This window comes from Mesorhizobium sp. P171375 (assembly GCF_057786075.1).
Window position 1 is genome coordinate 2,414,131 of the sequence record NZ_JBYNWF010000001.1, and the last position, 26,735, is coordinate 2,440,865.

25 protein-coding genes are annotated in these 26,735 nt (G+C 63.7%); 13 read left to right on the forward strand and 12 right to left on the reverse strand.

What is annotated here, in order from left to right; genetic code table 11:
* Positions 1 to 2: 2 nt before the first annotated feature.
* Complete coding sequence (locus ACYHH6_RS11450; RefSeq protein WP_192248162.1) at positions 3 to 959, reverse strand: LysR substrate-binding domain-containing protein; 957 nt, start codon at positions 957 to 959, stop codon at positions 3 to 5.
* Positions 960 to 1,138: 179 nt separating this feature from the next.
* Between ACYHH6_RS11450 and ACYHH6_RS11455 the strand changes: the two genes are divergently transcribed.
* Positions 1,139 to 1,429 carry a DUF1127 domain-containing protein gene (locus ACYHH6_RS11455; RefSeq protein ID WP_352590983.1) on the forward strand — a complete coding sequence of 97 codons (291 nt, stop codon included), beginning with the start codon at positions 1,139 to 1,141 and terminating at the stop codon, positions 1,427 to 1,429.
* A 159-nt stretch (positions 1,430 to 1,588) separates the two neighbouring features.
* Here the strand turns inward: ACYHH6_RS11455 and ACYHH6_RS11460 are convergent, their stop codons facing one another.
* The 4 genes from ACYHH6_RS11460 to ACYHH6_RS11475 form a co-directional block, all read right to left on the reverse strand.
* Positions 1,589 to 2,617 (reverse strand): DUF937 domain-containing protein, encoded by a 1,029-nt coding sequence (locus tag ACYHH6_RS11460; protein ID WP_352590980.1) that lies wholly within the window; start codon positions 2,615 to 2,617, stop codon positions 1,589 to 1,591.
* Between the two features lie 90 nt (positions 2,618 to 2,707).
* Entirely contained in the window at positions 2,708 to 4,081 is a 1,374-nt protein-coding gene (locus ACYHH6_RS11465) for a glutamate--cysteine ligase (RefSeq protein ID WP_352590977.1), read from the reverse strand.
* Positions 4,082 to 4,223: 142 nt separating this feature from the next.
* Entirely contained in the window at positions 4,224 to 4,958 is a 735-nt protein-coding gene (locus ACYHH6_RS11470) for a 16S rRNA (uracil(1498)-N(3))-methyltransferase (protein ID WP_352590974.1), read from the reverse strand.
* Positions 4,959 to 4,989: 31 nt separating this feature from the next.
* Positions 4,990 to 5,637, reverse strand: a complete 648-nt coding sequence (locus tag ACYHH6_RS11475; protein ID WP_352590971.1) for a hypothetical protein — start codon at positions 5,635 to 5,637, stop codon at positions 4,990 to 4,992.
* A gap of 87 nt (positions 5,638 to 5,724) precedes the next feature.
* Between ACYHH6_RS11475 and ACYHH6_RS11480 the strand changes: the two genes are divergently transcribed.
* Together ACYHH6_RS11480 and ACYHH6_RS11485 are read left to right on the forward strand one after the other, a co-directional pair.
* On the forward strand, positions 5,725 to 6,423 hold the full coding sequence (locus ACYHH6_RS11480) for a type 1 glutamine amidotransferase (RefSeq protein ID WP_352590968.1): 699 nt from the start codon (positions 5,725 to 5,727) through the stop codon (positions 6,421 to 6,423).
* A gap of 285 nt (positions 6,424 to 6,708) precedes the next feature.
* Positions 6,709 to 6,849: a hypothetical protein gene (locus ACYHH6_RS11485; protein WP_006206855.1), complete on the forward strand. Its 141-nt coding sequence runs from the start codon at positions 6,709 to 6,711 to the stop codon at positions 6,847 to 6,849.
* Here ACYHH6_RS11485 and ACYHH6_RS11490 read toward each other — a convergent pair.
* Genes ACYHH6_RS11490 through ACYHH6_RS11500 form a run of 3 tightly spaced genes read right to left on the reverse strand, consistent with a single transcriptional unit; the run spans position 6,846 to position 9,612 of the window.
* Positions 6,846 to 7,613 (reverse strand): metallophosphoesterase, encoded by a 768-nt coding sequence (locus tag ACYHH6_RS11490; RefSeq protein ID WP_352590965.1) that lies wholly within the window; start codon positions 7,611 to 7,613, stop codon positions 6,846 to 6,848. The two genes, ACYHH6_RS11485 and ACYHH6_RS11490, sit on opposite strands and share 4 nt — an antisense overlap.
* Positions 7,614 to 7,669: 56 nt before the next feature.
* Entirely contained in the window at positions 7,670 to 8,806 is a 1,137-nt protein-coding gene (locus ACYHH6_RS11495; protein ID WP_352590962.1) for an alpha-hydroxy acid oxidase, read from the reverse strand.
* A gap of 8 nt (positions 8,807 to 8,814) precedes the next feature.
* Positions 8,815 to 9,612: an FCD domain-containing protein gene (locus ACYHH6_RS11500; RefSeq protein WP_352590959.1), complete on the reverse strand. Its 798-nt coding sequence runs from the start codon at positions 9,610 to 9,612 to the stop codon at positions 8,815 to 8,817.
* Positions 9,613 to 9,877: 265 nt separating this feature from the next.
* Here ACYHH6_RS11500 and ACYHH6_RS11505 point away from each other — a divergent pair, with 265 nt between their 5' ends.
* The 5 genes from ACYHH6_RS11505 (at position 9,878) to ACYHH6_RS11525 (ending at position 17,007) form a co-directional block, all read left to right on the forward strand.
* Positions 9,878 to 11,200, forward strand: a complete 1,323-nt coding sequence (locus tag ACYHH6_RS11505) for a DUF3422 family protein (RefSeq protein ID WP_352590956.1) — start codon at positions 9,878 to 9,880, stop codon at positions 11,198 to 11,200.
* Between the two features lie 519 nt (positions 11,201 to 11,719).
* Positions 11,720 to 13,216 (forward strand): FAD-linked oxidase C-terminal domain-containing protein, encoded by a 1,497-nt coding sequence (locus tag ACYHH6_RS11510; RefSeq protein WP_352590953.1) that lies wholly within the window; start codon positions 11,720 to 11,722, stop codon positions 13,214 to 13,216.
* A 235-nt stretch (positions 13,217 to 13,451) separates the two neighbouring features.
* A complete protein-coding gene (locus ACYHH6_RS11515) occupies positions 13,452 to 14,657 on the forward strand; it encodes an FAD-binding protein (RefSeq protein WP_352590950.1) in 1,206 nt (401 codons plus the stop codon).
* A gap of 12 nt (positions 14,658 to 14,669) precedes the next feature.
* Positions 14,670 to 15,968, forward strand: coding sequence for a glycolate oxidase subunit GlcF (gene glcF / locus ACYHH6_RS11520; protein WP_352590947.1), 1,299 nt, complete (start codon positions 14,670 to 14,672; stop codon positions 15,966 to 15,968).
* A gap of 31 nt (positions 15,969 to 15,999) precedes the next feature.
* Positions 16,000 to 17,007, forward strand: a complete 1,008-nt coding sequence (locus ACYHH6_RS11525; protein WP_352590944.1) for a hypothetical protein — start codon at positions 16,000 to 16,002, stop codon at positions 17,005 to 17,007.
* A gap of 9 nt (positions 17,008 to 17,016) precedes the next feature.
* Here ACYHH6_RS11525 and ACYHH6_RS11530 read toward each other — a convergent pair whose 3' ends face one another.
* Positions 17,017 to 17,937: a bifunctional 5,10-methylenetetrahydrofolate dehydrogenase/5,10-methenyltetrahydrofolate cyclohydrolase gene (locus ACYHH6_RS11530; protein ID WP_352590941.1), complete on the reverse strand. Its 921-nt coding sequence runs from the start codon at positions 17,935 to 17,937 to the stop codon at positions 17,017 to 17,019.
* Between the two features lie 281 nt (positions 17,938 to 18,218).
* Positions 18,219 to 18,962 (reverse strand): L,D-transpeptidase, encoded by a 744-nt coding sequence (locus ACYHH6_RS11535; protein WP_352590938.1) that lies wholly within the window; start codon positions 18,960 to 18,962, stop codon positions 18,219 to 18,221.
* Between the two features lie 210 nt (positions 18,963 to 19,172).
* Between ACYHH6_RS11535 and ACYHH6_RS11540 the strand changes: the two genes are divergently transcribed.
* A complete protein-coding gene (locus ACYHH6_RS11540) occupies positions 19,173 to 19,811 on the forward strand; it encodes a DNA-3-methyladenine glycosylase I (RefSeq protein WP_352590935.1) in 639 nt (212 codons plus the stop codon).
* Between the two features lie 120 nt (positions 19,812 to 19,931).
* Here the strand turns inward: ACYHH6_RS11540 and ACYHH6_RS11545 are convergent, their stop codons facing one another.
* A complete protein-coding gene (locus ACYHH6_RS11545; protein ID WP_352590932.1) occupies positions 19,932 to 20,174 on the reverse strand; it encodes a hypothetical protein in 243 nt (80 codons plus the stop codon).
* Positions 20,175 to 20,663: 489 nt separating this feature from the next.
* Here ACYHH6_RS11545 and hisS point away from each other — a divergent pair, with 489 nt between their 5' ends.
* The 4 genes from hisS (at position 20,664) to ACYHH6_RS11565 (ending at position 26,180) form a co-directional block, all read left to right on the forward strand.
* A complete protein-coding gene (gene hisS, locus ACYHH6_RS11550; protein ID WP_352590929.1) occupies positions 20,664 to 22,208 on the forward strand; it encodes a histidine--tRNA ligase in 1,545 nt (514 codons plus the stop codon).
* A 172-nt stretch (positions 22,209 to 22,380) separates the two neighbouring features.
* Entirely contained in the window at positions 22,381 to 23,499 is a 1,119-nt protein-coding gene (locus ACYHH6_RS11555; RefSeq protein WP_352590926.1) for an ATP phosphoribosyltransferase regulatory subunit, read from the forward strand.
* Positions 23,496 to 24,197, forward strand: coding sequence for an ATP phosphoribosyltransferase (gene hisG, locus ACYHH6_RS11560; RefSeq protein ID WP_352590923.1), 702 nt, complete (start codon positions 23,496 to 23,498; stop codon positions 24,195 to 24,197). Before ACYHH6_RS11555 ends, hisG begins: the two co-directional genes overlap by 4 nt.
* Positions 24,198 to 24,419: 222 nt before the next feature.
* Positions 24,420 to 26,180 carry an AMP-binding protein gene (locus tag ACYHH6_RS11565; protein ID WP_352590920.1) on the forward strand — a complete coding sequence of 587 codons (1,761 nt, stop codon included), beginning with the start codon at positions 24,420 to 24,422 and terminating at the stop codon, positions 26,178 to 26,180.
* 84 nt (positions 26,181 to 26,264) lie between these two features.
* Here ACYHH6_RS11565 and ACYHH6_RS11570 read toward each other — a convergent pair whose 3' ends face one another.
* The gene (locus ACYHH6_RS11570) at positions 26,265 to 26,666 is read right to left on the reverse strand and encodes a DUF992 domain-containing protein (protein WP_435053424.1); all 402 of its coding nucleotides are present in this window, start codon (positions 26,664 to 26,666) and stop codon (positions 26,265 to 26,267) included.
* Positions 26,667 to 26,735 lie beyond the last annotated feature (69 nt).

The window sequence follows — 26,735 nt, forward strand, 5'->3', positions numbered from 1 at the left end:
CCTCACCAGCCCGGCAGGATCTGGTTCGGCTTGCTCCGCTTCATCTTGGCGAAGGCAAGTGCCGCGAAATCGAAGCTTCCCGTCTCTTCGCCGAGCGGCACGGAAATGTTGTCGAGGCTTTCCGAAATATGGCGGGCCAGCGCATCGACAATCTCCGGCCGCGAGGTCTGGCCGCGCATGATGCCGATGCGGCAGTCGGGCAGGACGCCGAAACCGTCGGCTTCGCCCAGCACCCGCATGCCGGGCCGCAGCGCGCATTCAGGCAGCACCGAGATTGCGAGCCCCGACAGCACCGCGGCGGTGATGACGGTTGCCGAAAAGCTGGTGAACAGGATGCGATAGTCGCGGTTCTGCCGGTCGAGCACATCGACGGCGGCGCGCCGCCAGATGCAATTCGGCCGGCCGAAGGCCATTGGCAGCACTTCCTGTTCATGCGTGGCATGGTTGGCCGAGGTCACCCACAAAAGTGGTTCGCGCCGCACCACTTCCGACTGGCCGCGCGTATCGTTGTGCGTCACCAGCGCCAAATCGAGATTGCCGCGCTTGATATGCTCGACCAGCCCCGGCGTCGGCTCGCAGATGACGGTCAACTCGACGCGCGGGTTGGAGCGCGTGAAGCGCGCCATGATCTCGGGCAGGAAGCGGTCTGCATAGTCGTCGGGCGTGCCGATGCGGATCGTGCCTTCGAGCCGCCGGTCGTCGAAGGCGGCCAGCGTCTCGCGGTTGAGATAGAGCAGGCGCCGCGCATAGGAGAGCAGCTTGTCGCCTTCCTCGGTCAGCCTGTTGGTGCGGCCGTCCTTTTCGAACAGCGGCTTGCCGATCCGTTCTTCCAGCCGGCGCATCTGCATCGACACCGCCGACTGGGTGCGAAGCACTTCCTCGGCCGCGCGGGTGAAGCTGCCGGTATCGGCAATCGAGATGAAGGTCTGCAACTGGTCGAGATCGAGTGGCGCTTTCATCGGGTCCAATCCATCACTAGCGTTGATGCTAAAGATTAGAAACATTCGTTGGATTAATCAATCGCGTCGTGGCAAATTCCCTGACATCCACATGAAGGCATGTGAATCGAGACCGGAACGGCGCTTCTCCCAAGCACTGTTTGCCCGGCTTCGTCCGCTCGACTCCGAAGGAGACTGACATGACCACGATCGATTTCGCCACCGAGACCTCGCGCATCACCTCGCGTCCGGCCGTTGCGACGCGCGTGGCCAATGCTCTTCTCAACGCCTTCCAGGCCTGGAAAAATCGCCGCGCCTTCTATCGCCTTGGCGAGATGTCGGACGCTGAACTCGCCGATATCGGCCTGACGCGCGCCGACCTCCATGTCGCCATCGATGTGCCGTTCGGCTGCGATCCGACCGCGAAGCTGCGTGCGATCGCGAGTGATCGTGCCGATACGATCGAAAATCTTGCCCGCCAGGTAGCTTGATATCAGGCACTTTGTTTCGGCTGCCGTGAACCTTTCTGCGGCTCGCGGCAACCAAGGACTATCGCAGGCTCCCCACTCCCTGCTGGATCCCCGCCGGCCAGCCTGCACACTGGCCCGGTCCTCTCAGGACCGGGCTTTTCTTTTTTGCTCAGCCTCTGACTACCGCCGGTCCATGTCCCGCTTGAACTGGTCGAAGATCGTTTCCACGCCCTTCTGATATTCGTCGCGCTGCTGGGCGCCGGTCTCGAACATCTTGCCGAAAATATCGTCGAACGGATTTCTTGGCCTGCCGCTCGGATTGGCCTGAGGTTGCGGCGCCTGGCGCTGCTTCGCCTGGGGCTGCGGCGCCGGCTGTCCGCCAGGCTGGCCGAAACCGCCGCCACCGCCTTGCCGCAGCATTTCTTCGAAAATCTTGCCCAGCGGATTGTCGCCGTAAGGGCTCTGCGTTTGTTGCGGCTGCTGCGCCCGGCCTTGCGGCTGTTGTGCCGCGCCGCCACCGAACATATCCTGCAGCACCTTGCCGAGCGGATTGTCGCCATAGGGGTTGGGCGCTTGTTGCGGTTGGCTTTGTGGCTGTTGGGCGCCGCCGCCGAACATGTCCTGCAGAACTTTGCCAAACGGGTTCTCGCCATAAGGATTGGGTGCCGGCTGCGGCGCCTGCTGTGCGCCGCCACCGGCCTGCCGCATCATCTGTTCGATGATCTCGCCGAGTGGATTGCTGCCGGCGCCGAAGCCGCCGGCAGCCTGCATCTGGCCCCCCATCAACCGGTCTGTCGTCTGCTTGAATAGTCCGCCCATCACCATCGAGGCGATGGCCGGCAGCATCTGCTGCAGGATCTGCTGGCTGACGCCGGTCGCCTGCGCCGCCTGGCCCGCCACGGCACGCGACAGCTCTTTGGAGCCGAACAGATGACCCAGAATGCCATTGCCCTCATTAACGCCTTGCGGCGAGAAAGCCCTGGTCGCGTCCTCGAAATATTTGGCGTGCTGGCCGCTTGCCATCGCCGTCATGAAAGCGCCGAGCCCGTAAGGGTCGGCGGTGTTGCGTTGCAGCCCTTGCGAGAAAGCCGGCAGCAATGCGGCGACCGCAGCCTGTGTCTGCTGCATCGAAAGCCCATACTGCTGGGCAAGCGCCTGCATGCCGTTGCCGTTCTGGGCCTGCGCCAATATGTCGAACAAGGTGGGCATCGGTTTCTCCTCCGGGAAATCCTCGAAGAAGAGCGTAGTTGGTTTCAATGCTCGATTGAAGCGGCTTTTGCCGCAACTTGAGCCGCGCCGTTAATAGGCATATTCCATGAACACCGGCTCGATCGAACCGCCCCAACGCGTGTGGTAGGCCGACAGCATTTCCTCGGCGCTGGTGGTGCCGCGCGCCACGACTTCGTCCAGCGTATTGAGGAACGAGGTCTCGTCATAGCCGTCGCGGTTTTTCTTGCCGCGGTTCTTCAGGCCCATGCGCGAAATGACCAGCACGTCGCGGGCGATGTCGCGCAGCGTCGTGTTGCGGAAGGGCGCCGAAATGCCTTGTTCCGGCACCGCATTGCGCATCGCCAGCGTTTCTTCATAGGTCCAGCTCGAGGTCAGCGCCTCGGCGGCGTCGAGAGCGGCCTCATCGTAAAGCAATCCGACCCAGAAGGCCGGCAGCGCGCAGATGCGCCGCCACGGCCCGCCATCGGCGCCGCGCATTTCAAGGAAGCGCTTCAGCCGCACATCGGGAAACAAGGTCGACAGATGGTTCGCCCAGTCGCCCATCGTCGGCAGTCCGTCGGGCACTTCATTGCGCGCAGCACCCGCCATGAACTGGCGGAAGGTGACGTGCGTCATGTCGTGATAGTGGCCGTCGCGAATGACGAAATACATCGGCACGTCGAGCGCCCATTCGACATAGTCGGCAAAGCCGAACTCGGGCGAGAAGCAGAATTCGAGCAGGCCCGAACGCTGGTTGTCGGTGTCGCGCCAGATATCGCCGCGCCAGCTCTGCAGCCCGTTCGGCCGGCTGTCGGTGAAGGGCGAGTTGGCAAACAGCGCCGTCGACAGCGGCTGCAGCTTCAGCGACACCTGCATCTTGCGGCGCATGTCGACTTCGCTCTCGAAGTCGAGGTTCACCTGGATGGTGCAGGTGCGGTACATCATGTCGAGACCCTTGCTGCCGACCTTGGGCATGTAGCGCGTCATGATCTCGTAGCGTGATTTCGGCATTTTCGGCGTCTCGGCCAGCGACCATTTCGGGCTGCCGCCGAGGCCGAGGAAACGGATGCCCATCGGCTCGGCAATCTCGCGCACCTGCGCCAGATGCGCATTGCCCTCGCGGCAGGTCTGGTGGATCGACTCCAGCGGCGCGCCGGACAGTTCGAACTGGCCGCCCGGCTCCAGCGAGATGGCGCCCTGTCCGGTCGGCTCGACCAGGCCGATGATGCGGCCGTCATCGATGATAGGATCCCAGCCGAGCTTGTGCTGCATGCCTTCGAGGATGGCGCGGATGCCGCGCTCGCCGCCATAGGGCACCGGCGCGTTGCCGTCGACATAGAACGGGAACTTCTCGTGCTCGGTGCCGATCCGCCACTTGTCGCGCGGCTTGTTGCCTTCGGCCAGATGCTCGACGAGTTCGTCGAAGTCTTCGATTGGCCGGAAATCGGTGGTGTCGCGCGCCATGGGGGCCCCCTCTGCGGCTCTCGGAGCCCGCCGGCGCTAAATGGACGAAATGTCAGCAGCCGATCAAGCAAAAAATCCTGAGCCACAGGTCAACAGGAATTGAATGTGACTGCCTCGCCCGCCCCTTGCAATAGGCGAAGTCTCACCAGTCCCCGATCGTCGCCTGCATCACCGCAAGGGCGGCTACCGCCGCCGTGTCGGCACGCAGGATACGAGGGCCGAGCGGAATGGCGGTGACGAAGGGGAGGGCCCGCAGCATCTTGCGCTCGTCATCGGAAAAGCCGCCCTCAGGCCCGACCAGCAGCCCAAGCTTCTTTTCCCTGATCGCCTGCAATGCCGGCAGCGGATTGTTGGTCGAGGCGTCCTCGTCGCAGAAGATCAGCCGCCGTTCCTTGTCCCAGCCGGAGAGCAGGCGCTCGAATTTTTCCGCATCGCGCACCTCAGGCACCGCCAGAATGCCGCATTGCTCGGCCGCCTCGACGACATTGGCGCGCAGGCGATCGATGGAGGGTTTTGCCACTTGCGTGTGCTGGGTGACCACCGGCTGCAGCATGCCGGCGCCCATCTCCACCGCCTTCTGCACGAGATAGTCGAGTCGGCCCTGCTTCAGCGGTGCGAAGCAGTAGATCAGATCAGGCAGCGGCGGCTGCGGCCGCTGCAAGGCCAGCACCTTCAGTCGCACCGCCTTCTTCGACTTGGCAGCGATCACTGCCGACCACTCGCCGTCGCGGCCATTGAAGACCAGGATCTCGGCGCTTTCCCCGAGCCGCAACACATGCATGAGATAATGGCTCTGCTGCTGGCCGGAATCGAATTCGATGTCGGCTCCGAGATCGTCCGGCACGAACAGCCGCTGCATCTTGTAATTGGCGCGCATCGCCGAGGAATGGTCGAGGCGGTTCCCGGCGTCAAGCCTCGGCGGAAGGATGCCACACAGGTTCAAAGCCCTGCCGCAACACCGAAATGGTCGTGGCTGGAGTGAGCAGGCGCAGTGGCCGCCCGGCAAGACTGTCGAAGGCTAATGCATCGCCGTAGCCCGCAAACGACCAGCGCAGCGCCTTGCCGCCACGTAGCGCATAGGCGGTGCCGGCATCCGCGATCATCGCTCCGTCCGGCAATCCGGCCAAATCTTCCGCCTTGATCGCCGGTGGCTTGCCGCCCGAAGCCAGCCGCTCCTTGTGCAGGCGTTTGTCGACCATTGGCGCGCGCGGCTCGGTCACACCGAAAGCTTTGCCGAAACGGCCGACGAAATCCGTGGCCCGCTCACGCCGGCAGTAGAAACAGGGCCGGTGCCCGGCTGCCAGTGCCGTCACCTCGTCGAGGAAGAACAGCTCGGTCCAGCCGGCCTTGCCACCCGGCCGATTACGGCCCATCGGCTCGCGCCGCACATTGCCAAACTTGCAGACGCAGATGATCCACGCCTGAAGCGCCCAGCGCTTTTTCAGCAGCGTTGTGGTGTGCGGGTCGTGGATGATGCCGCGATTGCCTGTGAACAGGCCGCGTTCCGGCACGGCATGGATGGCGCCGAACGGATCGACCCGGTTTTGCAGTGGCATAGCTCTCTCCTGGAACGCGCATCTTGGCTGCAATGCTGGCGACATGATATCGCTCGTCGCGTCATTTCATGTCAGCAGGATTTCCGTATGCGAGTGCTGGTGGTCCAGAACTACGACAACACCGGTCTCGGCCAGGTCGGCGCGGCACTAGCCGAAGCCGGCGCCGATCTCGACTTGCGCCGACCCTACAAGGGCGATCCGCTGCCTGACGACGCGACCGGGCACGATGCCATGGTGATGCTGGGCGGCGGTCAGAACGCGCTGGCCGACGATGACTACCCCTATTTCCCCGCGCTGCTCGAACTGACCCGCGATTTCGCCGCGAAGGATCGCTCTGTGCTCGGCATCTGCCTGGGCAGCCAGCTGGTCGCCCGCACTTTCGGTGGCGAGAACAAGATCGGCGGCGCCTCGGAATTCGGCTGGCACAAGGTGTCGCTGACACCGGACGCCAGGACCGATCCGGTGCTTGGCGCACTGCCCCAGGATTTCCCCATCTTCGAATGGCACGACGACACCTTCGTGTTGCCTGCAAATGCGGTGCGGCTAGCCGGCAGCGAAATTGCCGAGAACCAGGCATTCCGCATCGGCCGCGCCGTCTACGGCTTCCAGTTCCATTTCGAAGCCGACCGGCCGATGGTGAAGGACTGGAGCACGTCCTTTGCGCCGCTCATCGCCGAGCGGCATCCCGACTGGCATGACCGGCTCGATGGCGAAATGGCTAGCAACGGCGCGGACGCCGATGCCGCCGGCCTCGCCATTGCCCGCGCCTGGGTGGCGACGATCTGAACCCCGGTAGCCGCGCGGAAGCCAGCCGTTGCATAATTGGCACGCGGCGGTGAATCCGCCGGGGAAAACCTCTTTCATGCTTGGTTTGTGGCCGAACGCTATCCTACAAGGCGCGCGCTCTGCATCGGCAATGCAACCGCGATGAACCTTCTGTGTGCTCCGCGCGACACACCGCCGATACAGAATCGACCTACAAGCGCGAAATCGTCGAAACTTTGAGACGAATTCTCCGTTTCAACGCATTGGTAACCGCCTCGTGCCCAGATGCAGGAAGCTCAACTAGAGATGACGTCCGTGAAAGCAGCGCTTCTGTCCTTTGTCATGCTGTCTGCCATCGTGCTGTGCGGTCTCGGCATTTATTCCGCCGATGCAGCCAACAACCATCAAGCCGTCGACGGCTACGGCGTCACCGCCGCGCTCCGTTAAAACGCTTTTGCCTGTACCGTCAGGATACGCTTGTCCGCGCCGTCTACGGCGAGCGCGGTGAGCATGCCTGACTGCCAGGCGAGCGTGTCGACATTGACGCGGTTGGGCATCACCTCGGCCTCCGGCACCGGCGTGTGGCCGTGCACGACCACTTTCGGGTAAAGCCCTGGATGGTTGTGGAAGGCGTCGCGAATCCAGATGAGATCCTGCGGGTTCTGGCTCTCCAGTGGCACATCCGGCCTGATGCCGGCATGGCAGAAGAAGAAATCACCGAAGCTTACTGAAAACGTCAGCGACCGCAGGAAGTCGACATGGGCTTGCGGCACGGCCTTGACCAGGTCGGCGTGCCCCCGCTGCACCGCCTCTGCCTTGCCGAACCAGCGTGCGTCTCCAATCAAGTCAACGCCATAGGATTGTGCCGTCTGCACACCGCCATAGCGCATGAACAGCCCTTCCGGGTCGGGCACGTCGAGGAAATCGAGGAAGCCGATATCGTGGTTGCCGGCCAGCATCAGGTTGCGCGGATCGCGCTTTTGCGCCTCGATCAGGAAATCGATGACGCCCTTGGAGTCTGGCCCGCGGTCGACATAGTCGCCGAGGTGGATGATCCGCCAGTCGGCGGTCGGCTTGTATTCGAGCTCGCTCTCGATCCGGCGGTGCATGGCTGCGAGCAGGTCGAGCCGGCCATGCACGTCGCCGATCGCATAAAGGCGCATGCCATCCGGCACGCGCGCGTCGAGGTAATGGATGCCGGTCTCGGTCAAGGCTGGCGTCGTCTCCGTGATCCCAGCGAAGCTAGGGCCAATCGGTGAACAAGACCCTAGCGCCGCAACTGGTCCTTGCCCATGTCGGTCACCAGGCGCTTGCCGCATAGAGCCAGCGTAATGTCCATCTCCTTGCGGATGATCTCCAGCGCCAGGGTTACCCCCTCCTTGCCCATGGCGCCGAGGCCGTACAGGAAGGGCCGGCCGATATAGGTGCCCTTGGCGCCGAGGCAGAGCGCCTTCAGCACATCCTGACCGGAACGGATGCCGCCATCCATATGGACTTCTATTTTGTCGCCGACCGCATCGGCGATTTCTTCCAGCGCCATGATCGATGATGAGGCGCCGTCGAGCTGGCGCCCACCATGGTTGGAAACGACGATGGCGTCCGCGCCTGTCTCGACCGCCATCAGCGCGTCCTCCTTGTCGAGAATACCTTTCAGGATCAGCTTGCCGCCCCAGCGTTCCTTGATCCAGGCGACGTCCTTCCACGACAGATGCGGATCGAACTGCTCGTTTGTCCACGAGCCCAGCGAGGAGACGTCGCCGACACCCTTGGCATGGCCGACAATGTTGCGGAAGGTGCGGCGCGGGGTAGCCGCAATGCCCATCAGCCAGCGCGGCCGCATGGCGATGTCTACAATGTTGGCCAGCGTCATCTTGGGCGGCGCCGACAGTCCGTTGCGGATATCCTTGTGGCGTTGCCCGAGGATCTGCAGGTCGAGCGTCAGCACCAGTGCGGAGCATTTCGCCGCCTTCGCTCGGTCGATCAAATTGAGCACGAAATCCTTGTCGCGCAACACGTAGAGCTGGAACCAGAACGGCTTCGTCGTCACCGATGCCACATCCTCGATCGAGCAGATGCTCATCGTCGACAGCGTGAACGGCACGCCGAATTCTTCCGCCGCCTGCGCCGCCAGCATCTCGCCATCGGCATGCTGCATGCCGGTCAGGCCGGTCGGGGCGAGTGCCACCGGCATTGCCACCTTCTCGCCGATCATGGTCGATTCCAGCGAGCGATTGCTCATGTCGACCAGCACGCGCTGGCGGAACTTGATCTTGCCGAAATCCTCCTCATTGGCGCGGTAGGTGCTTTCGGTCCAGGCGCCGGAATCGGCATAGTCGAAGAACATCTTCGGCACCCGCCGGCGCGCCAGATCCTTGAGGTCGGCAATGGTGAGGATGTCGCTCATGGTGGTCCCTAACCTGTTGTTTTCGTGCCGTTGCCGGCGTCGGAGCGCTGTTTGAGCCTGAGCCGCGACACGCGCTGCCAGTCGCCGCTGCGCTCGGCCTCGAGCATCGAGCGCTCGACATAGGAGATGTGGTCCATCGCCGCCTGCCGGGCGGCTGAGGGATCGCCGGCCTTCACCGCTTTGTAGATCGCGCGGTGCTGGGCCAGCAGCGCCTCGCGCGCGCCGGGCACGCTGAACACCAGCAGCCGGTTTTGGAACACGCCTTCCGACAACAGCCGGTAGCAGGAGCGCAGCGTGTGCAACAGGATGATGTTGTGCGCGCACTCGCAGACCGCGTGATGGAACTCGACGTCGATCTCCGCCTCGTCGTCGAAATCGCCGGTGCGGTGCGCCTCGTCCATGCGCGCCATGATGCGGTCGAGCAACGCGATGTCGTCTGCTGTGGCACGCCGCGCCGCATATCCAGCGGCGACGCCTTCGATCTCGCGGCGATATTCCAGATAGTCCGTCACCGCCTTGCGGTGCATGGAGATCAGGTCGGTCACCGGCTTGGTGAACAGCTGGCCGATGACATCGGCGACATGGGTGCCGCCGCCGGCCTTGGTCGTCAACAGTCCACGCCCCTCCAGCGCCTTCAGCGCGTCGCGCAGGATCGGCCGCGACACGTCGAACTGGCGCGCCAGTTCGCGTTCGCCCGGCAGCCGGTCGCCGGTGCGCAGCACACCTTCCAGGATCAGGCTTTCGATCTGCTGCACCACCTCGTCGGCGGTGCGCGAATGCTCGATCTTGGAGAAAATATCGCTCAAAGGGGCGCCTGGGAAATCTTGCCTGGAGCATGATGCCGAAAAGTGTGAAGCGGTTTTCGGGACGACATCATGCTCTGCTTCTTGTCGTGCAGATTAAAGCCGGTGTCGCCAACTGGTCAAATTATTTATCCAATTCGCCCCGACACAGTCGCTTTCCGTGCGGTGCCGGCGAAATCGCTTCGGCTAAACTTTGCTGTTTACGCGCCTCATCGATTGTCTCAAGAGGACGCGACAACACGAAGGGTCGAGAACAGGGGGACCAGCCGTGTCGGACGAGACGTCCAATCTCGAATTCCAGCCGCGCGCCCAAGGCAGCGTGATGGGCTTTCCCGCGCATGAGGGACGGCCCGGCGCGCTTGGCGAGGTTCATGCCCGGCCGCATCCGCTGATCGAGAAGCCGCGTGTGCTGGTGCAGCTTGCCTTCATGACCGAAGGCGGCTCCGGCGTTGACATGGCCGTGCTCTCCGAATTGTCGCGGCGCCTCGGCATCGCCGCGCCCGACCGTCACGCCCGCCACCACGCCATGAAGTGGGGCAAGGGCACGCTGCGCTGGGAGCGGCATACGGAATTCTCGACCTATCTGTGGGAAGGGCCGCTTGCCGAAAACGGCAGGGCGCAGGAGGATTCTCCCTTCGGCAATGGATTTTCGCCGCCTGGAACGGTCATTTCCGGCATCCGCCTCGACATCCGCAAATGGACGCAGGCGAGCGAGAAGCTGATCGCCGGCTTCGACCCGACGAGCCTGTGTTATTCGCTGGTCGAGCGCGGCAACGCCGCCATCATCACTGACTTCCGCCAGGATGGCGATGGCATGACCCGCATCCTGGTGCTGGACCGCGGCCTGACGCCGGCCCGCACCGGCGCGCTGTCGCAGCGCCTGATCGACATCGAGACTTACCGGACGCTTGCTATGCTCGGCCTGCCGCTGGCGCTGACGCTGTCGAGCCGCGCCCGCCGCATCGAGGACCGGCTGGCGCAGACGACGCTGGAAATGAAGGTCACTGAAACCCGCGACAGCCAGACGCTGCTCGCCGATCTGACCGAGCTTGCCGCCGAACTGGAAGCCGATGCCGCCTCCAGCCTGTATCGCTTCGGCGCCAGCCGCGCCTATGACGGCATCGTTGTCGAGCGGCTGGAAGCGCTGGAGGAAGAGGCGGTGCCCGGCTACGACACATGGGGCGGCTTCCTGCAGCGCCGCGTAGCACCCGCCATGCGCACCTGCCGCTCGGTCGAGGAGCGCCAGGCCAATCTGTCGCGAAAACTCACCCGCGCCACGACGCTGCTGCGCACCTGGGTCGATGTCGAGGTCGAAAAGCAGAACCGCGATTTGCTGGCCTCGATGAACAACCGTGCCCGGCTGCAACTGCGCCTGCAGCAGACGGTGGAAGGTCTCTCGGTTGCCGCGGTGTCCTACTATGTCGTCGGCCTGATCTCCTATCTCGCCAAGGGCGCCTCGATCTTCGGCCATGCCTTTGCGCCGGAGTTGGTCACTGCCGCGTCGGTGCCGGTTGCCATCCTCCTGGTCTGGTGGGGTGTGCGGCGAGTGAGGCGGATGCACTCCGAGCCGGCGAAACATCCGGGCGAATAATCTCCCCCCTTGAGGGGGAGATGTCGCCGAAGGCGACAGAGGGGGGGCGTCTCGCGTGAAGCGCTAGCCTCGTCTCGCGACGGAGACGACGTCGGCGCTTCACGCGCAAGGACCCCCTCTGACCGCTTCGCGCCCATCTCCCCCTCAAGGGCAGGGCAATCGCATATGAAACTTCCCGAAGGTTTGCCCGGCACGTACCCCCCACCCCTAACCCCTCCCCACAAGGGGGAGGGAGAACTCCGTAAGCGCTGATTTCAGCAAATTACCGAGGTTTGGGCGGGAAAATGTTGGCGCGCGGCCGCGTTCCCTCCCCCTTGTGGGGAGGGTCAGGGTGGGGGTCCCTCTTCGAAAGAATCCATATGCGATAGCCCTGCCCTCAAGGGGGGAGAGCGCCAGCGGCAGATTGCCGCTGCGGAAGCTCGCCGCTGGACCTTGCCGCGCGCTCGACCAAAGCAGGATTTGCAACAAGCGCCGACGGCTGGTAAAAGATTTTTACCAGTCACGCGGAGGACGTTGCCGATGTCCGGCCTTGTCATGCCCAAGCCAGACGACGCCACGATGCGAAGGCGGGCAGAGATCGTTGCCGACATGCGCATCATCGTGCCGGGCGAGGGCGTCGTCGACGCCACCAACGAAATGCGCGCCTTCGAGAGCGATGGCCTCACCGCCTACCGGCAATTGCCCTTGGTCGTGGTGCTACCGGAAACGGTGGCGCAGGTGTCGCGGGTGCTGAAATACTGCAACGACCGCAACATTCGCGTCGTGCCGCGAGGCTCCGGCACCTCACTGTCCGGCGGCGCGCTGCCGCTCGAAGATGCGGTGCTGCTGGTCATGAGCCGCTTCAACCGCATCCTTGCGATCGACTATCCCGACCGCGTTGTCGTCGCTCAGCCCGGCGTCACCAATCTCGGCATCACCACCGCCGTCGAGCAGGAGGGGTTTTACTACGCCCCCGATCCATCCTCCCAGATCGCCTGCTCGATCGGCGGCAATGTTGCGGAGAATTCCGGCGGCGTGCACTGTCTGAAATACGGCCTCACCGCCAACAATGTGCTCGGCATCGAGATGGTGCTGATGAACGGCGAGGTGGTGCGCCTCGGCGGCAATCATCTGGACTCGGAAGGCTACGACCTGCTGGGCGTCATGACCGGGTCCGAAGGCTTGCTCGGCGTCGTCACCGAAGTCACCGTGCGCATCCTGAAAAAGCCGGAGACGGCACGCGCGCTGCTGATCGGTTTTCCCACGAGCGAGCAGGGCGGCCAGTGCGTCGCTGACATTATCGGCGCCGGCATCATTCCCGGCGGCATGGAGATGATGGACCGCCCGGCAATCCATGCCGCGGAGGATTTTGTCCATGCCGGCTATCCCCTTGATGTCGAGGCGCTGCTGATCGTCGAACTCGACGGGCCGGGCGTCGAGGTCGATCACCTGATCGGTCTCGTCGAGGCGATCGCCTACAAGAACGGCTCCACCACCTGCCGCATCTCGCAGTCCGAACAGGAGCGGCTGAGTTTCTGGGCCGGCCGCAAGGCGGCCTTCCCCGCGGTCGGCCGCATCTCGCCCGACTATTACTGCATGGATGGCACCATCCCGCGCAAGGAGCTGCCGAAGGTGCTCGCCGGCATGCGCGAACTGTCGGAGAAATACGGGCTCGGCGTCGCCAATGTCTTCCATGCCGGCGACGGCAATCTGCACCCGCTGATCCTCTATGATGCCAATGTTCCGGGCGAACTCGACAAGGCGGAAAGCTTTGGCGCCGACATATTGCGGCTTTGCGTCAAGGTCGGCGGTGTCTTGACCGGCGAGCACGGCGTCGGCGTCGAAAAGCGCGACCTGATGCCGGAGATGTTCAACCAGATCGACCTCGACCAGCAAATGCGCGTCAAATGCGCCTTCGATCCCAATCATCTGCTCAACCCGGGAAAAGTGTTTCCACAACTGCGCAGATGCGCGGAATTGGGGCGCATGCATGTGCATCGCGGGCAGGTGGCGTTTCCGGATATTCCGAGGTTTTGATGGGGTTTGAATTTCGCATGTCGGCGATCCTTCACGCCCCCCTCTGTCCTGCCGGACATCTCCCCCACAAGGGGGGAGATCAGCTGTCATCTCGGCCTTCGCAAATCTTCGACGCAAGAGAGGCGCGGTCGGAGAAGCTGCCAATCTCCCCCCAAGTGGGGGAGATGTCCGGCAGGACAGAGGGGGGCGCGAAGGAACGCGACGTCTCTGCACTCGCAAGTGGCGCGTGGCACCCATGACCACCTTCACCCCCACCTCGTCCACCGAAGCCCTCTCCATCGTGCAATGGGCCGCGGCAGAGGAGACGCCGCTGGAAACCGTCGGCCACGGTTCCAAGCGCGGCATTGGCCGGCCGCAGCAGAGCGAGCACACGCTCGACCTGTCGAAGCTCACCGGCGTCACGCTTTATGAGCCGGCTGAGCTGGTGCTGTCGGCGAAAGCCGGCACGCCGCGCTCCGAGATCGAAAGCCTGCTTGCACACAACGGCCAGCAGCTTGCCTTCGAGCCGATGGATTACGGTCCGCTGCTCGCCGGCGAGCCCGGCAAAGGCACGATCGGCGGGGTGCTTGCCGCGAACCTGTCCGGCCCGCGCCGGCTGAAGGCGGGTGCGGCGCGTGACCACATCCTGGGTATCAACGCGGTTGCCGGTCGCGGCGAGGCGTTCAAGTCCGGCGGCCGCGTCGTCAAGAACGTCACCGGCTACGATTTGTCGAAGCTGATGGCCAACAGCTGGGGCACACTGGCCGTGCTCACCGACGTCACCTTCAAGGTGCTGCCGGCGGCCGAGACCGAAGTCACGCTCGCCGTCCGCAGCCTGCTCGACGATGCAGCAGCAAGCGCCATGGCGCTGGCGCTCGGCTCCAGCGCTGAAGTGTCGAGCGCCGCGCATCTGCCCGAACGCATCGCCGCGCGCGTTGCCGGCGGCAGTCTCGGCGCTGACGCCGCGACGCTGCTGCGTGTCGAAGGCTTTGGCCCTTCGGTCGCCTATCGTATCGAGGCGCTGAAGACCCTGTTGAAAAACGCCGGCCCGTTGCAGGAGATTGCGGGCGAAGCCTCATATGCAGTCTGGCGCGACGTCAGGGATTGCGCGCCATTCGCCGATGGCACTGAAAAGCCGGTATGGCGCGTCTCCATGGCGCCGTCGCAGGCCCATCAGATGGTGCTGACACTGCGCATGCAGATTGGCGTCAGCGCCTTCTACGACTGGCAGGGCGGGCTGGTCTGGCTGCGCATGGAGGAGGGCGATCCCGAGGCCGGCCTGCTGCGCGGGCTGATAAGAAAGCATGGCGGCGGCCACGCGACGCTGGTGCGCGCTGCCCCCGCGCATCGCGCCGCCGTGCCGGTGTTCGAGCCGCAGGCGCCGCATCTGGCGGCCCTGTCGGCCAGGCTCAAGGCCGAATTCGACCCCAAGGCCATCCTCAATCCCGGCCGCATGGCTTAGGATCAGAACGAGATGCAAACCAATTTCTCCCTTGCCCAGCTAGCTGATCCACATGTCGCGGAATCGGAAAAGATCCTGCGCAAATGCGTGCATTGCGGCTTCTGCACCGCCACCTGCCCGACCTATGTGACGCTTGGCAACGAGCTGGATTCGCCGCGCGGGCGGATTTACCTGATCAAGGACATGCTGGAGAACGGCCGTCCCGCCGACAAGGAGATCGTCACCCATATCGACCGCTGTCTGTCCTGCCTTGCCTGCATGACCACCTGCCCGTCGGGCGTCAACTACATGCATCTGGTCGACCATGCCCGCGCTCACATCGAGGAGACCTACAAGCGGCCGCTGCTCGACCGGCTGACCCGCGCCATGCTGGCCTTCGTGCTGCCCTATCCCGCGCGTTTTCGCGCCGCTCTTAAACTGGCGAGACTGGGCAAGCCGTTCATCGGCCTGTTCGAAAAGCTCCCGGCCCTGAAGCCGCTCAGTGCGATGCTGAAGCTGGCGCCGGCCTCTGTTCCCGTGGCGTCGCCGATGGCCTCTCCCGGCGTCCATCCGGGGCAGGGAGCGAAAAAGGGCCGCGTTGCCATTCTCACCGGCTGCGCCCAATCGGTGCTCGATCCCGCCATCAACGAGACGACGATTGCGCTGCTGACGCGGCTTGGCGTTGAGGTCGTGGTGCCCAAAGGCGAGGCCTGCTGCGGCGCGCTCGTGCATCATATGGGGCGTGAGGCAGCAGCCCTTGCCTCTGCGCGGCAGAATGTCGATGCCTGGACGCGCGCCATCGACCAGGGTGGGCTCGACGCCATCGTCATCACCGCATCGGGCTGCGGCACCACCATCAAGGATTACGGCTTCATGCTGCGCCTCGACCCGGCCTATGCCGACAAGGCGGCTCGGGTCTCCGCGCTGGCCAAGGACATCACCGAATATCTCTCTGCTCTCGACCTGCCGGAGCCGGTGCGCAAGCCGGGCACCATTGTCGCCTATCACTCCGCCTGTTCGATGCAGCACGGCCAGAAGATCACCCGCCAGCCGAAAGAATTGCTCGCCAAGGCCGGTTTCGTCGTGCGCGAACCGCGCGAGGGGCATCTGTGCTGCGGCTCGGCCGGCACCTACAACATCCTGCAGCCGGAGATCTCGGCAAAACTACGGGACCGCAAGGTGAAAAACATCGAGGCGACCGGCGGCGAGATCGTCGCCACCGGCAACATCGGCTGCATCACCCAGATCGCGTCGGCCGCAAAGCTGCCGGTGGTTCATACGATCAGGCTGCTGGACTGGGCCTATGGCGGCGAGCCGCCAAGAATGATTTGATTGCCGGGCACTCGCTCGTAACAATAGTGCGATGACCGATTTAGAAACGCTGGAAATTGAAACCGTCGTTCGGCTCCTGTCGATGACGCCGCGCCTGACTTTGCAGGCACGCTATGAAGATTGCACGGCAATCGTCGCCAAGCATCTGAAGGGCGGGTCCGAGTTCCTTTTGGCGCTGATAAAGGCAGCCGTTGAAGCCGGCGTTCACCAGACCACTCTGATCGACGACGTGGTGTCGTTTCTCGACGATGCAGATCTGGCCCGGTTGGCATTTTTCCTACAAGGGGAAGTCAAACGTGGAAACGACATCGAGGATCTACTGGCTCACGTGGCCTTGCAGGCGCCGGAATTGTTTCCGGACAGCACCTTAAGCGACATTCCCGATTTCACGGATTGGCTGATGCATGCCGATCCGCGCTCGCCGCCGGCCTGTCACCATCTTGTCTTTGAAGGGGGCACGCCAAGCGACCTGTCCTTTCCGACGCACCGCAATCATCCCACCTGGCATCTGGCGACCGCAGGGCGACCATTCACGATTGGCGGTGAGGGGATGGCTCAATGCCCGGCTTGCGGCAGGAGGTTGGTCCATCTCGTGACACTGGATGACTTCGGTATCGGGATAACGTCGCCTTTTCCCCGGCTCCGCATTGAGAGTTGCGACGGCTCCCTCTCGCCGACCTACTATTCTCATGATGCCAATGGAGTGCCGACACCGATGGCACCTTTCCATTCGGACTATGATTTGCCGTCCGATCGGGCGGCAGAGGAGCGCATCGTCCGTCTTGCGCCCACACCCTCGCGCTGGCTCAGGCAGTCATGGGGGATAAGCAATTCGCGGCAAAATCTCTTCCGGCTTGGCGGCCTGCCGTCCTGGGTTCAGGGGCCTGAGTTTCCGCTTGTTCCCGGAACAAATCGAAAGATGCAATTTCTTCTGCAGTTCGATTCACTGGCCGGCTTCTTCTGGGGCAGCGGTGGCATGCTTTACGTCTTCTGGGACGAAGAAAGCCGCATCACCTGCCACGTGCCGCAATTTACGTGACGACGGCGCTTACTCCGCCGCCAGCCTGTCCACCGTTCCATACGTCGCCTGGTAGCGCGCGCGCTGGCGGCTGAGCGCGACCATTGTGTTGCGCAGCAGGATTGCCACGGTGATCGGGCCGACGCCGCCCGGCACCGGCGTGATCCAGGACGCAACGTGCTTGACGCTTTCGGTGTCGACGTCGCCGACGATGCGGCTTTGCCCGTCCGGGCCGATCTCGGAATTGATGCCGATGTCGATGACGGCTGCACCGGGCTTCACCATATCGGCCTTGATCAGCCTGGGCTTGCCGACGGCGACGAACAGCGCGTCGGCGCGGCGCGCATGGGCCGCCACCGAACGCGTCATGTGATGGCACACCGTCACCGTTGCGCCTTCGCTCATCAACAGGAAGGCGATCGGCTTGCCGACGATTTCGGAATGGCCGACGACGACCACTTCGAGCCCCTTGAGATCGAGGCCGGTTTCCTTCAGCAGCTCGACCGAGGCGGCGGCCGTGCAGGGCGCGAGGTCGAGCTGGTTGTAGACGATGTTGCCGATCGAGGCCGGGTGCATGCCCTCGACATCCTTGAGCGGATGCACCGCCGCCTGCAGCGTCTTGATCGGGATGTGTGCCGGCACCGGCCGCTGGATGATGATGCCAGTGACACGCGGATCGGCGTTCAGGCCATGGATCGCCGCTTCGAGTTCGCCGGCGGTGATGTCAGCGGGAAAGCGCCGCTCCTCGAAGGAGATGCCGGCAAGCGCGGCCTTGGCGCGCTGGTTGCGCACATAGACATCGACCGCATCGGTATCGCCGACGGTGATCGACACCAGCTTGGGCGGAAAACCTTCGGCCGTGGCGATCGCGGCATCCTCGCGCACGGCATCGATGATGCGCTGGGCGACCGGGCCGCCCCGGAGATAGCGGCTGTCGTCTGGCTGAGACATGGCTGGACCTTTGTAGGGGAATTTGGCGCAGGGAGTTTGGCCGCCCCTATAGCAGGGGAAATGTGGCAAGGGCAGCGTGAAAGCGAACCCTCATCCCCCTGCCGCGACGTTCTGGCGCAGCTTGGCTCACCTGCCATCGGTGTCACGACAAAGAGAAAGGGCAGCGCGGCTTCCCGTGCTGCCCTTTCCTGACTGGCCGCATCCCCACACGGCCCGTCCCCCGTAAACCCTCGCCGATGCCTGAAGGGCTAGCCTTCTGGATCAGATGATTCGGTAGCCGACTATATCACGACCACGGTCGTTCCAACATTGACCCTCTCGTAAAGGTCAACCACGTCCTCGTTACGCATGCGGATGCAGCCGGACGACACCGCGCCGCCGATCGTCCAGGGCTGGTTGGTGCCGTGAATGCGGTATTCCGTCGTGCCGAGATAGAGCGCGCGGGCGCCCAGCGGGTTCTCTTCGCCGCCGGCCAGATAGGTCGGCAGGTAGCGGCCCTTGGCGGCCTCGCGCTTGATCATCTCCACCGGCGGGCGCCAGTCCGGCCAGACGCGCTTGTTGGTGATCTTGTGCGTGCCTGACCATTCGAAGCCCGGCTTGCCGGTGCCGACGCCGTAGCGCCGCGCCTTGCCATTCTTCTCGACCAGGAACAGGAAATTCTGCGTCGTATCGATGACGATCGTGCCCGGCTTCTGCGGGCCGTCATAGGCGACTTCCTGTGGCAGATAGAGCGGGTTGATCTGCGGCCGCATCACCATGCGCTTGGCCGGCGCCTGCACCGAAGCGGTACGCACCCGGTCGGGCTGCGCCGGCTGTGCATAGCGAACGCGCGGCTGCTGGATCAGCTGGCGGCTCTGGCGCACGACGCCGGGCGCGCGGCCAAGCTGCAGCACCCAGGGTGCCGAAAGGTCGGGGCTCACCATCACCGGCGGCCTGTCGGCATAGCGGTCGTTGGCGGCAGACGAGGTGACGCCGGCGGCCAGGATGGCTACGGCGCCGAGCACGGAACGCAAAAAGATCTTCATCGGAACGCACCTTGATCGTCGAACGGACGGAGGCGGAACTTGCCCCCTGTTGCGCGATCCTTGGCGCGAAGCCGCAACCGAAACATGAATCGGAATGCGTAAAATGCCGTTCTGTCAGTAAACCTTTTGGTGTGGTTACCGCGGCGTTCAGGAATCTGGTAAAGCCGCGGTAAATGCAAGGCAAAGCGCATTAACGAACGGATCTTGGTTATGGAAAAAGAAAACACCGGCCTGCTCGCCGGCCCCGACGGGATCAAGCGCTGCTTCTGGCACGGCAATCTGCCGGACTATCTGCATTATCACGACCATGAATGGGGCCGGCCGGTGGCTGATGACCGCAGGCTGTTCGAAAAGATCTGCCTCGAAGGCTTTCAGTCCGGCCTGTCCTGGCTGACCATTTTGCGCAAGCGCGAGAACTTTCGCGAGGCCTTCGCCGGTTTCGACTTCGACAAGGTCGCCGCCTTCACCGACAAGGATGTCGAGCGCCTGGTTGCCAATGCTGGCATAATCCGCCACCGCGGCAAGATCGTCTCGACCATCAACAATGCAAAGCGGGCGAGAGAAATGGTCGATGAATTCGGCTCGCTGGCCGCATGGTTCTGGAAATTCGAGCCGGGCAAGGAGGAGCGACCCGAAATCGTCGACCTCGCCCATCTGCGCGCCAATCCGACGACGGCGGTCTCGGTCAGGATTTCGAAGGAACTGAAGAAGCGCGGCTGGAGTTTTGTCGGCCCGACAACAGTCTATGCCTTCATGCAGGCGATGGGCCTGGTCAACGACCACCTCGAAGGGTGTGTTTGCCGCAAGGAGGTCGAGAAGGACAAGAAGGCGTTCAAACGGCCGAAGTAGCGCTGTCCCCTACCTCCCCCTTGTGGGGAGGTCGCGCCGAAGGCGCGGGTGGGGGTCCCTTGGCGCTGCCCCCCACCCCGACGCTACGCGTCGACCCTCCCCACAAGGGGGAGGGTAAGCTCACACCCCACTGGCGCCCGTCAAAAACAACCCCGCGACAATCGCCGCCAGCGCTGCAAAGGCCGGATAGATCACCAGCAGCCCGGTCATCAGCGCCTCGCGCATCGTCGAGCCCTTGCGCTCGTCGGCAGTGACCTCAAACGGACCGAGGCTCGCCGTCACCGGCGCACGGCTCTCGGCCGGCGGCAGCCGGACTTCATGCAAGCCGTCGTCTCTGATATCGAATTTCTGTGCCGCAGTCATGGCCCCAACCCCTTGTTTCGGCGCGCTTATCGGCTCCGATTGTGTCGGCACGATGCCGCACCGATGGCGGAATTGTTTCCTTTTCGGTGCGTTTTGTTTCGGAGTCGGATTCGCAGACGGCTTTGACCGTTTGTGCTGCCCCTCATTGCCCTGCCAGGCATTTCTCCCCGTATAGTGACGGGGAGAAAGATTGCTTGTCCGAACCGGATAGATGGGCTTGCGCGCAAGGTTTCGCCAATCACCAGCGCAGCAGGAGGCGCGCCGGGTTGCGGTCGTCCCCTTCTCCCCGTCCCTATATGGGGAGAAGGTGCCGGCAGGCGGATGAGGGGCGGCGCAGCGTTGGCAAAATATCGAACCGTTCCAAGCCACCTCGCGGACAAGCCTGCAAACCCTTGCCGCTCCCTGCTGCATCGGTTAGGACACGCGCGCCGTGGAAAGCGGTAATTTGACCGATCCACGCAACGCCACGAAACGCCGAGTACCCATCCCATGGCCGACAAATCGGAAAAGACGAAAGCGCGGCTGCCGCGCGGCTTTGCCGACCGCAGTGCGGAAGACATCCGCGCCGTCGAGAAGATGATGGCGACCATCCGTTCGGTCTATGAGCTCTACGGCTTCGAGCCGGCCGACCAGCCGCTGATCGAATACACCGATGCGCTCGGCAAATTCCTGCCCGACCAGGACCGGCCCAACGAGGGCGTGTTCTCGTTCCAGGACGATGACGAGCAATGGCTGTCGCTGCGCTATGATTTGACCGCGCCGACGGCGCGTTACGTCGCCGAGAATTTTGAGAGGCTGCCGAAGCCGTATCGCAGCTACCGCTCCGGTTGGGTGTTCCGCAACGAAAAGCCCGGCCCCGGCCGCTTCCGCCAGTTCATGCAGTTCGACGCCGACACCATCGGCACGCCGGGTGTCGCCGCCGACGCCGAGATGGCGATGATGATGGCCGATGTGATGGAGGCGCTGGGCATCAAGCGCGGCGACTACGTCATCCGCGTCAACAACCGCAAGGTGCTCGATGGCGTGCTGGAAGCAATCGGCCTTGGCGGCGACGAGAATGCTGGGCGCCGACTGCACGTCCTCCGGGCGATCGACAAGCTGGATAAATTCGGCCCAGACGGCGTGGCTCTTTTGCTTGGCGCCGGACGATGGGATGGCGGTAAGGAAGGCGAAGGGGACTTTACTAAAGGCGCGGGTCTTGGCGCAGCTCACATCGAACGAGTGTTGAGCCTTGCAGCATATCCGGATGCATTGGGTGGTGCATTAGGGCTTTCCAACGATGAAACCCTTGCGAGTATGGCAAAGGCAGTAGAGGGCAATGCTCGCGGAGTAGAAGGGTTGGAGGAGCTTTCTGTCATCGCAAAGTTGGCGCATGCATCTGGTTACAACGATGACCGCATCCGCATCGACCCCTCCGTCGTCCGTGGCCTCGAGTACTACACCGGCCCCGTCTTCGAGGCCGAGCTTCTGGCCGAGATCCCCAATGAAGACGGCCAGATCGTCCGTTTCGGTTCAGTCGGCGGCGGTGGGCGCTACGATGGCCTGGTCTCGCGCTTCCGTGGCGAGCCAGTGCCGGCGACCGGCTTTTCCATCGGCGTCTCCCGCCTGATGACGGCGCTGAAGAACCTCGGCAAGCTGGACACCACCGATGTCATCGCGCCGGTCGTCGTGCTGGTGATGGACAAGGATACCGAAAGCCTCGGCCGCTACCAGAAGATGGTTGCGCAACTGCGCGCTGCCGGCATCCGCTCCGAAATGTATCTCGGCGGCGCCGGCATGAAGGCGCAGCTGAAATACGCCGACCGCCGTGGCAGCCCGGTCGCAATCATCCAGGGCGGCGACGAGCGCGCCAAAGGCGAGCTGCAGATCAAAGACCTGATCGAAGGCGCGCGCATGTCGGCGGAGATCACCGACAACGCCGAATGGCGCGCCGCGCGTCCGGCCCAGGTGACGGTGGCGGAGGGTGAACTGGTCGCCGAGGTGAAGAAGATACTCGCGGCGCAGGCGGCTGACCGTGCGAAGGGTGGCGCTTGAACACCCCCCTCTGGCCTGCCGGCCATCTCCCCCTCAAGGGGGGAGATTGGATGTCGTGCATGCTTTCGCCAATCTCCGGCGTTGAAGAAGAGGCGCTGCGCGTCAAGCTGCTGATCTCCCCCCTTGAGGGGGAGATGGCCGGCAGGCCAGAGGGGGGTGCCTCGCGCTGCCCATGACATCCCGCCCCACCATCGCAACCGAAATCACCAACCTCTTCGCCACCCGCAACACCCATGCGGTGGAAGTGGCCGTGTTGCAGCCGGCCGATCCGTTCCTCGACATGGCCGGCGAGGATTTGCGCCGCCGCATCTTTCTCACCGAAAGCGAGACCGGTAAGACGCTGTGCCTGCGTCCCGAATTCACCATTCCCGTCTGCCTCGACCACATAGCCAGCCAGGCCGGCACGCCGCGCCGCTATTCCTACCTCGGCGAAGTGTTTCGCCAGCGCCGCGAGGGCGGCAATGAGTTTTTCCAGGCCGGCATCGAGGATCTCGGCGACCGCGATACGGCTGAGGCCGACGCCCGTTCGCTGGCCGATGCGCATGCGCTGCTGCAGCTGGTGCTGCCGGCGCAGCCCCTGGCGATCACGCTCGGCGACCAGACCATCTTCGAGGCGGTGCTTGCGGCGCTCGGCCTGCCGCGCGGCTGGCGCATGCGGCTGGCACGCGCCTTCGGTTCCGCGCCGATGCTGCAGGCAGCGCTCGCCGACCTCGCCAACCCGCCGCGCAACGGCCAGCTTGACGGCGATGTCGCGGCCCTTGTGCTCGACGGCGATCTCGAAGCGCTGTCTGCCCACATTGCTGGTGGCATGGAAGAGGCGGGCCTGCTGGCATCCGGCGGACGCGGGCCGGCGGACATTGCGCGGCGCCTGATCGAGAAGGCCGAACTGCGCAGCGTGCGGCTGTCGAACGAAGCCTTCGCGGCACTAAAGGATTTTCTCGCCATCGACGTGCCGCTCGACGGCGCGAGTGCTGCGCTCGAAAGCTTCGCCGCCTCTGCCGGGCTTTCGCTGGGCGCGGCACTCGAAAAATTTGCCGCCCGCGCCAAGGCGATCGAGGCGCACGGCCTGCCGATGCAAACAATCCGCTACGATGCTGCCTTTGGCCGTCCGCTGGATTATTACACCGGCATCGTCTTCGAGATCGCGGCGCAAGGTGGTGAGCGGCCGCTGGCCGGCGGCGGCCGTTACGACCGGCTGCTGACCTTGCTCGGTGCCAAGACGCCGATTCCCGGCGTCGGCTTTTCGGTCTGGCTCGACCGCATCGAAGCGCTGCGGGGAGAACCGCAATGATCACGCTGGCAATCCCGTCGAAAGGCCGGCTCAAGGAGCAGGCGCTGGAGGTGTTGGCCAAAGCCGGGCTTGCCGTCAGCCTGCCCGGCGACGAGCGCCAGTACCGCGCCCGCATCGATGGCGCTGAAGGCATCGAGGTGGCGTTCCTGTCGGCATCGGAAATTGCCGGCGAGATCGGGCAAGGCTCGGTCGATCTCGGTATCACCGGCGAAGATCTGCTGCGCGAAAACCTTGCCGACTGGGAAGCGCGCGCTGAGATCGTCGCTCGCCTCGGTTTCGGCCAGGCCGATGTGGTCGTGGCCGTGCCCGGCATCTGGCTCGACGTCGACACCATGGCCGACCTCGACGATGTCGCCGCCGATTTTCGCCAGCGCCATGGCCGGCGGCTGAGGATCGCCACCAAATACTGGCGGCTGACGCAACAGTTCTTCTCGCAAAAGCACGGCATCCAGGTCTACCGCATCGTCGAGAGCCTGGGCGCCACCGAAGGCGCGCCGGCGGCAGGCCTTGCCGACGTCATCGTCGACATCACCACCACCGGCTCGACCCTGCGCGCCAACCATCTCAAGGTGCTGGCCGACGGCGTTGTGCTCAAGTCGCAGGCTTGTCTGGTGGCTTCGAAGAAGGTGCGTGCTGCGCCCGATGAGGCGCTGTTGCGCGATATCGCCGCGAAGATGAGCGCCCTCCCTCCCTCTTGAGGGGAGGGTGGACAGCCGCCGAAGGCGGCTGGACCGGGTGGGGTCGCTGCGGCAGTGCTCCATCTCTGGTCAAAGCCAGATAGAGGTCGAGGCAGTTGAGGCGACCCCACCCGCCTCGCTTCGCTCGGCACCCTCCCCTCGAGAGGGAGAGGGGTACCATCGACGGGATTTCCACCGCCCCATCAGGCTGATAGGTTCGGCCTATCCCGGGAGGAGACGGCGATGGCGATCAATCTCGACGAACTCAACAACGCCACCAATCTGCGCGAGCGCGGCAGGGCGTTCATCGCTCCGCTCGATGGCCGGGCGCATGTTTCGGGCGATCGTTCGGTGCCGCTGCTCGACAAGACCATCCCCGAGCTGTTTTCCGACACGGTCAGCAAATACGCCACGCAGGATGCTGCCGTCTTCGTCGGCCAGGACAAGCGCTTCACCTGGAGCGAACTGTCGGACACCGTCGACACGCTGGCCGCCGGCTTCTTGGCGCTAGGCCTCGAAAAGGGCGACCGCGTCGGCATCTGGTCGCCCAACCGCTGGGAATGGCTGGTGACGCAGTTCGCCACCGCCCGCATCGGCCTGATCCTGGTCAACATCAACCCGGCCTACCGGCTGACCGAACTCGAATATGCCCTCAACAAGGTCGGCTGCAAGGCGCTGGTGACGGCGGCCAGTTTCAAGACCTCCGACTATCTCGGTATGATTGAGACGCTGGCGCCGGAGCTCGCCAAGGCCACTCCCGGCAAGCTCAAGGCGCAAAAACTGCCGACGCTGAAGATCGTCATCCGCATGGGCGACGACAATTCGCCCGGCATGTTCAATTTCGCCGATGTGCTGTCGATGGCCGGCCGCGACGAGCATGACAGCCTCGACCGCATCTCCGAGGGGCTGAAGCCGGGTGAAGCCATCAACATCCAGTTCACCTCAGGCACGACTGGCGCGCCCAAGGGCGCCACGCTGACCCACACCAACATCGTCAACAACGGCAATTTCGTCACCGCGGCCATCAAGCTCACTGTTGACGACCGGCTCTGCATTCCGGTTCCACTCTACCACTGCTTCGGCATGTCGATGGGCACGATGGGCTGTGTCACCAAAGGCGCCACGATGGTTTTCCCGGGCGAGGGCTTTGACTCCGGCGCAACGCTGAAGGCAGTGGCGCAGGAACGCTGCACCGGCCTCTACGGCGTGCCGACCATGTTCGTCGCCATGCTCGACCACGCCGACTTTGCCAGCTTCGACCTCTCCAGCCTGCGCACCGGCATAATGGCGGGATCGCCATGCCCGATCGAGGTGATGAAGAAAGTGGTCTCGCTGATGCATATGGAAGAGGTGACCATCGCCTACGGCATGACCGAGACCAGTCCGGTCTCGTTCCAGAGCAGCGTCGACGACCCGCTGGAAAAGCGCGTCTCCACCGTCGGCCGCATCCACCCGCATGTCGAGGTCAAGGCCATCGACGCCGAGGGCGCCACCGTCGCCGTCGGCGCGCCCGGCGAACTGTGCACGCGCGGCTATTCCGTGATGAAGGGCTATTGGGACGACGCGGAAAAAACCAGCGAGGCGATCGACAGCGATGGCTGGATGCACACCGGCGACCTCGCAACAATAGACGCCGAGGGCTATTGCAACATCGTCGGCCGGGTCAAGGACATGGTCATCCGTGGCGGCGAGAACGTCTACCCGCGCGAGGTCGAAGAATTCCTCTACCGCCATCCCAAGGTCAAGGAGGTGCAGGTCTTCGGAATTCCCGACGCCAAATATGGCGAGGAACTCTGCGCCTGGATCGTGCTGAAACCCAACCAGATCGCCACCGAACAGGAGATCAAGAACTTCTGCGCCGGCCAGATCGCCCACTACAAAATCCCCCGCTACATCCGCTTCCGCACCGAACTGCCGATGACGGTGACGGGAAAACCGCAGAAGTTTCTGATGCGCGAGGCGATGGTGGAGGAGCTGGGGCTGGTGGTGCAGAAGACGGCGTAAAGCGGTTACTTAGCCGCAGTTCGCGCCGGTAGGCATCTTGCCTTACCGTACAGGCTTGGCCGGATAGTCCCGAGGACGCGGCCACTAGTTTGCGGCAGTGAGTTCGATCTGCTCGACCCCCGCCGCGATGTTGATGCCAGTTTCGCCCTCGACTGCGAGCGGTTGAAGTGCAAAGGCTTTCTCAGTTCCACCAAGCAGGACATCGGCGCCAAGTCCAAGGCCCGCGGCCGCTTCCGCATCGACGCCATCATATTTTCCGGTTAGCAGGCCATTGTCCTTTGCAGCCGAACCGCTCACGACGGCCCATATGAGATGGCCCTCCTTCACGTCGCCAAGTTCAATGCCGAATTCGTTGATGGAGCCGGTGTAATTTTCCTTCGTGCCGTCATTCTTGGTGAATACGCAAGTCATTGTCTGTTTGCGCGTAATGATTTCGCCGATGCCAGTCGAGGTGTCGCATTTCAGGATACCGATCTGGGCGTTCACCGCCCAGGCTGGCGCCGTCGGGACAAGCAGAAATGAAGCGCCCGCAAGAGCGAAGAGGCGGATGAGGGA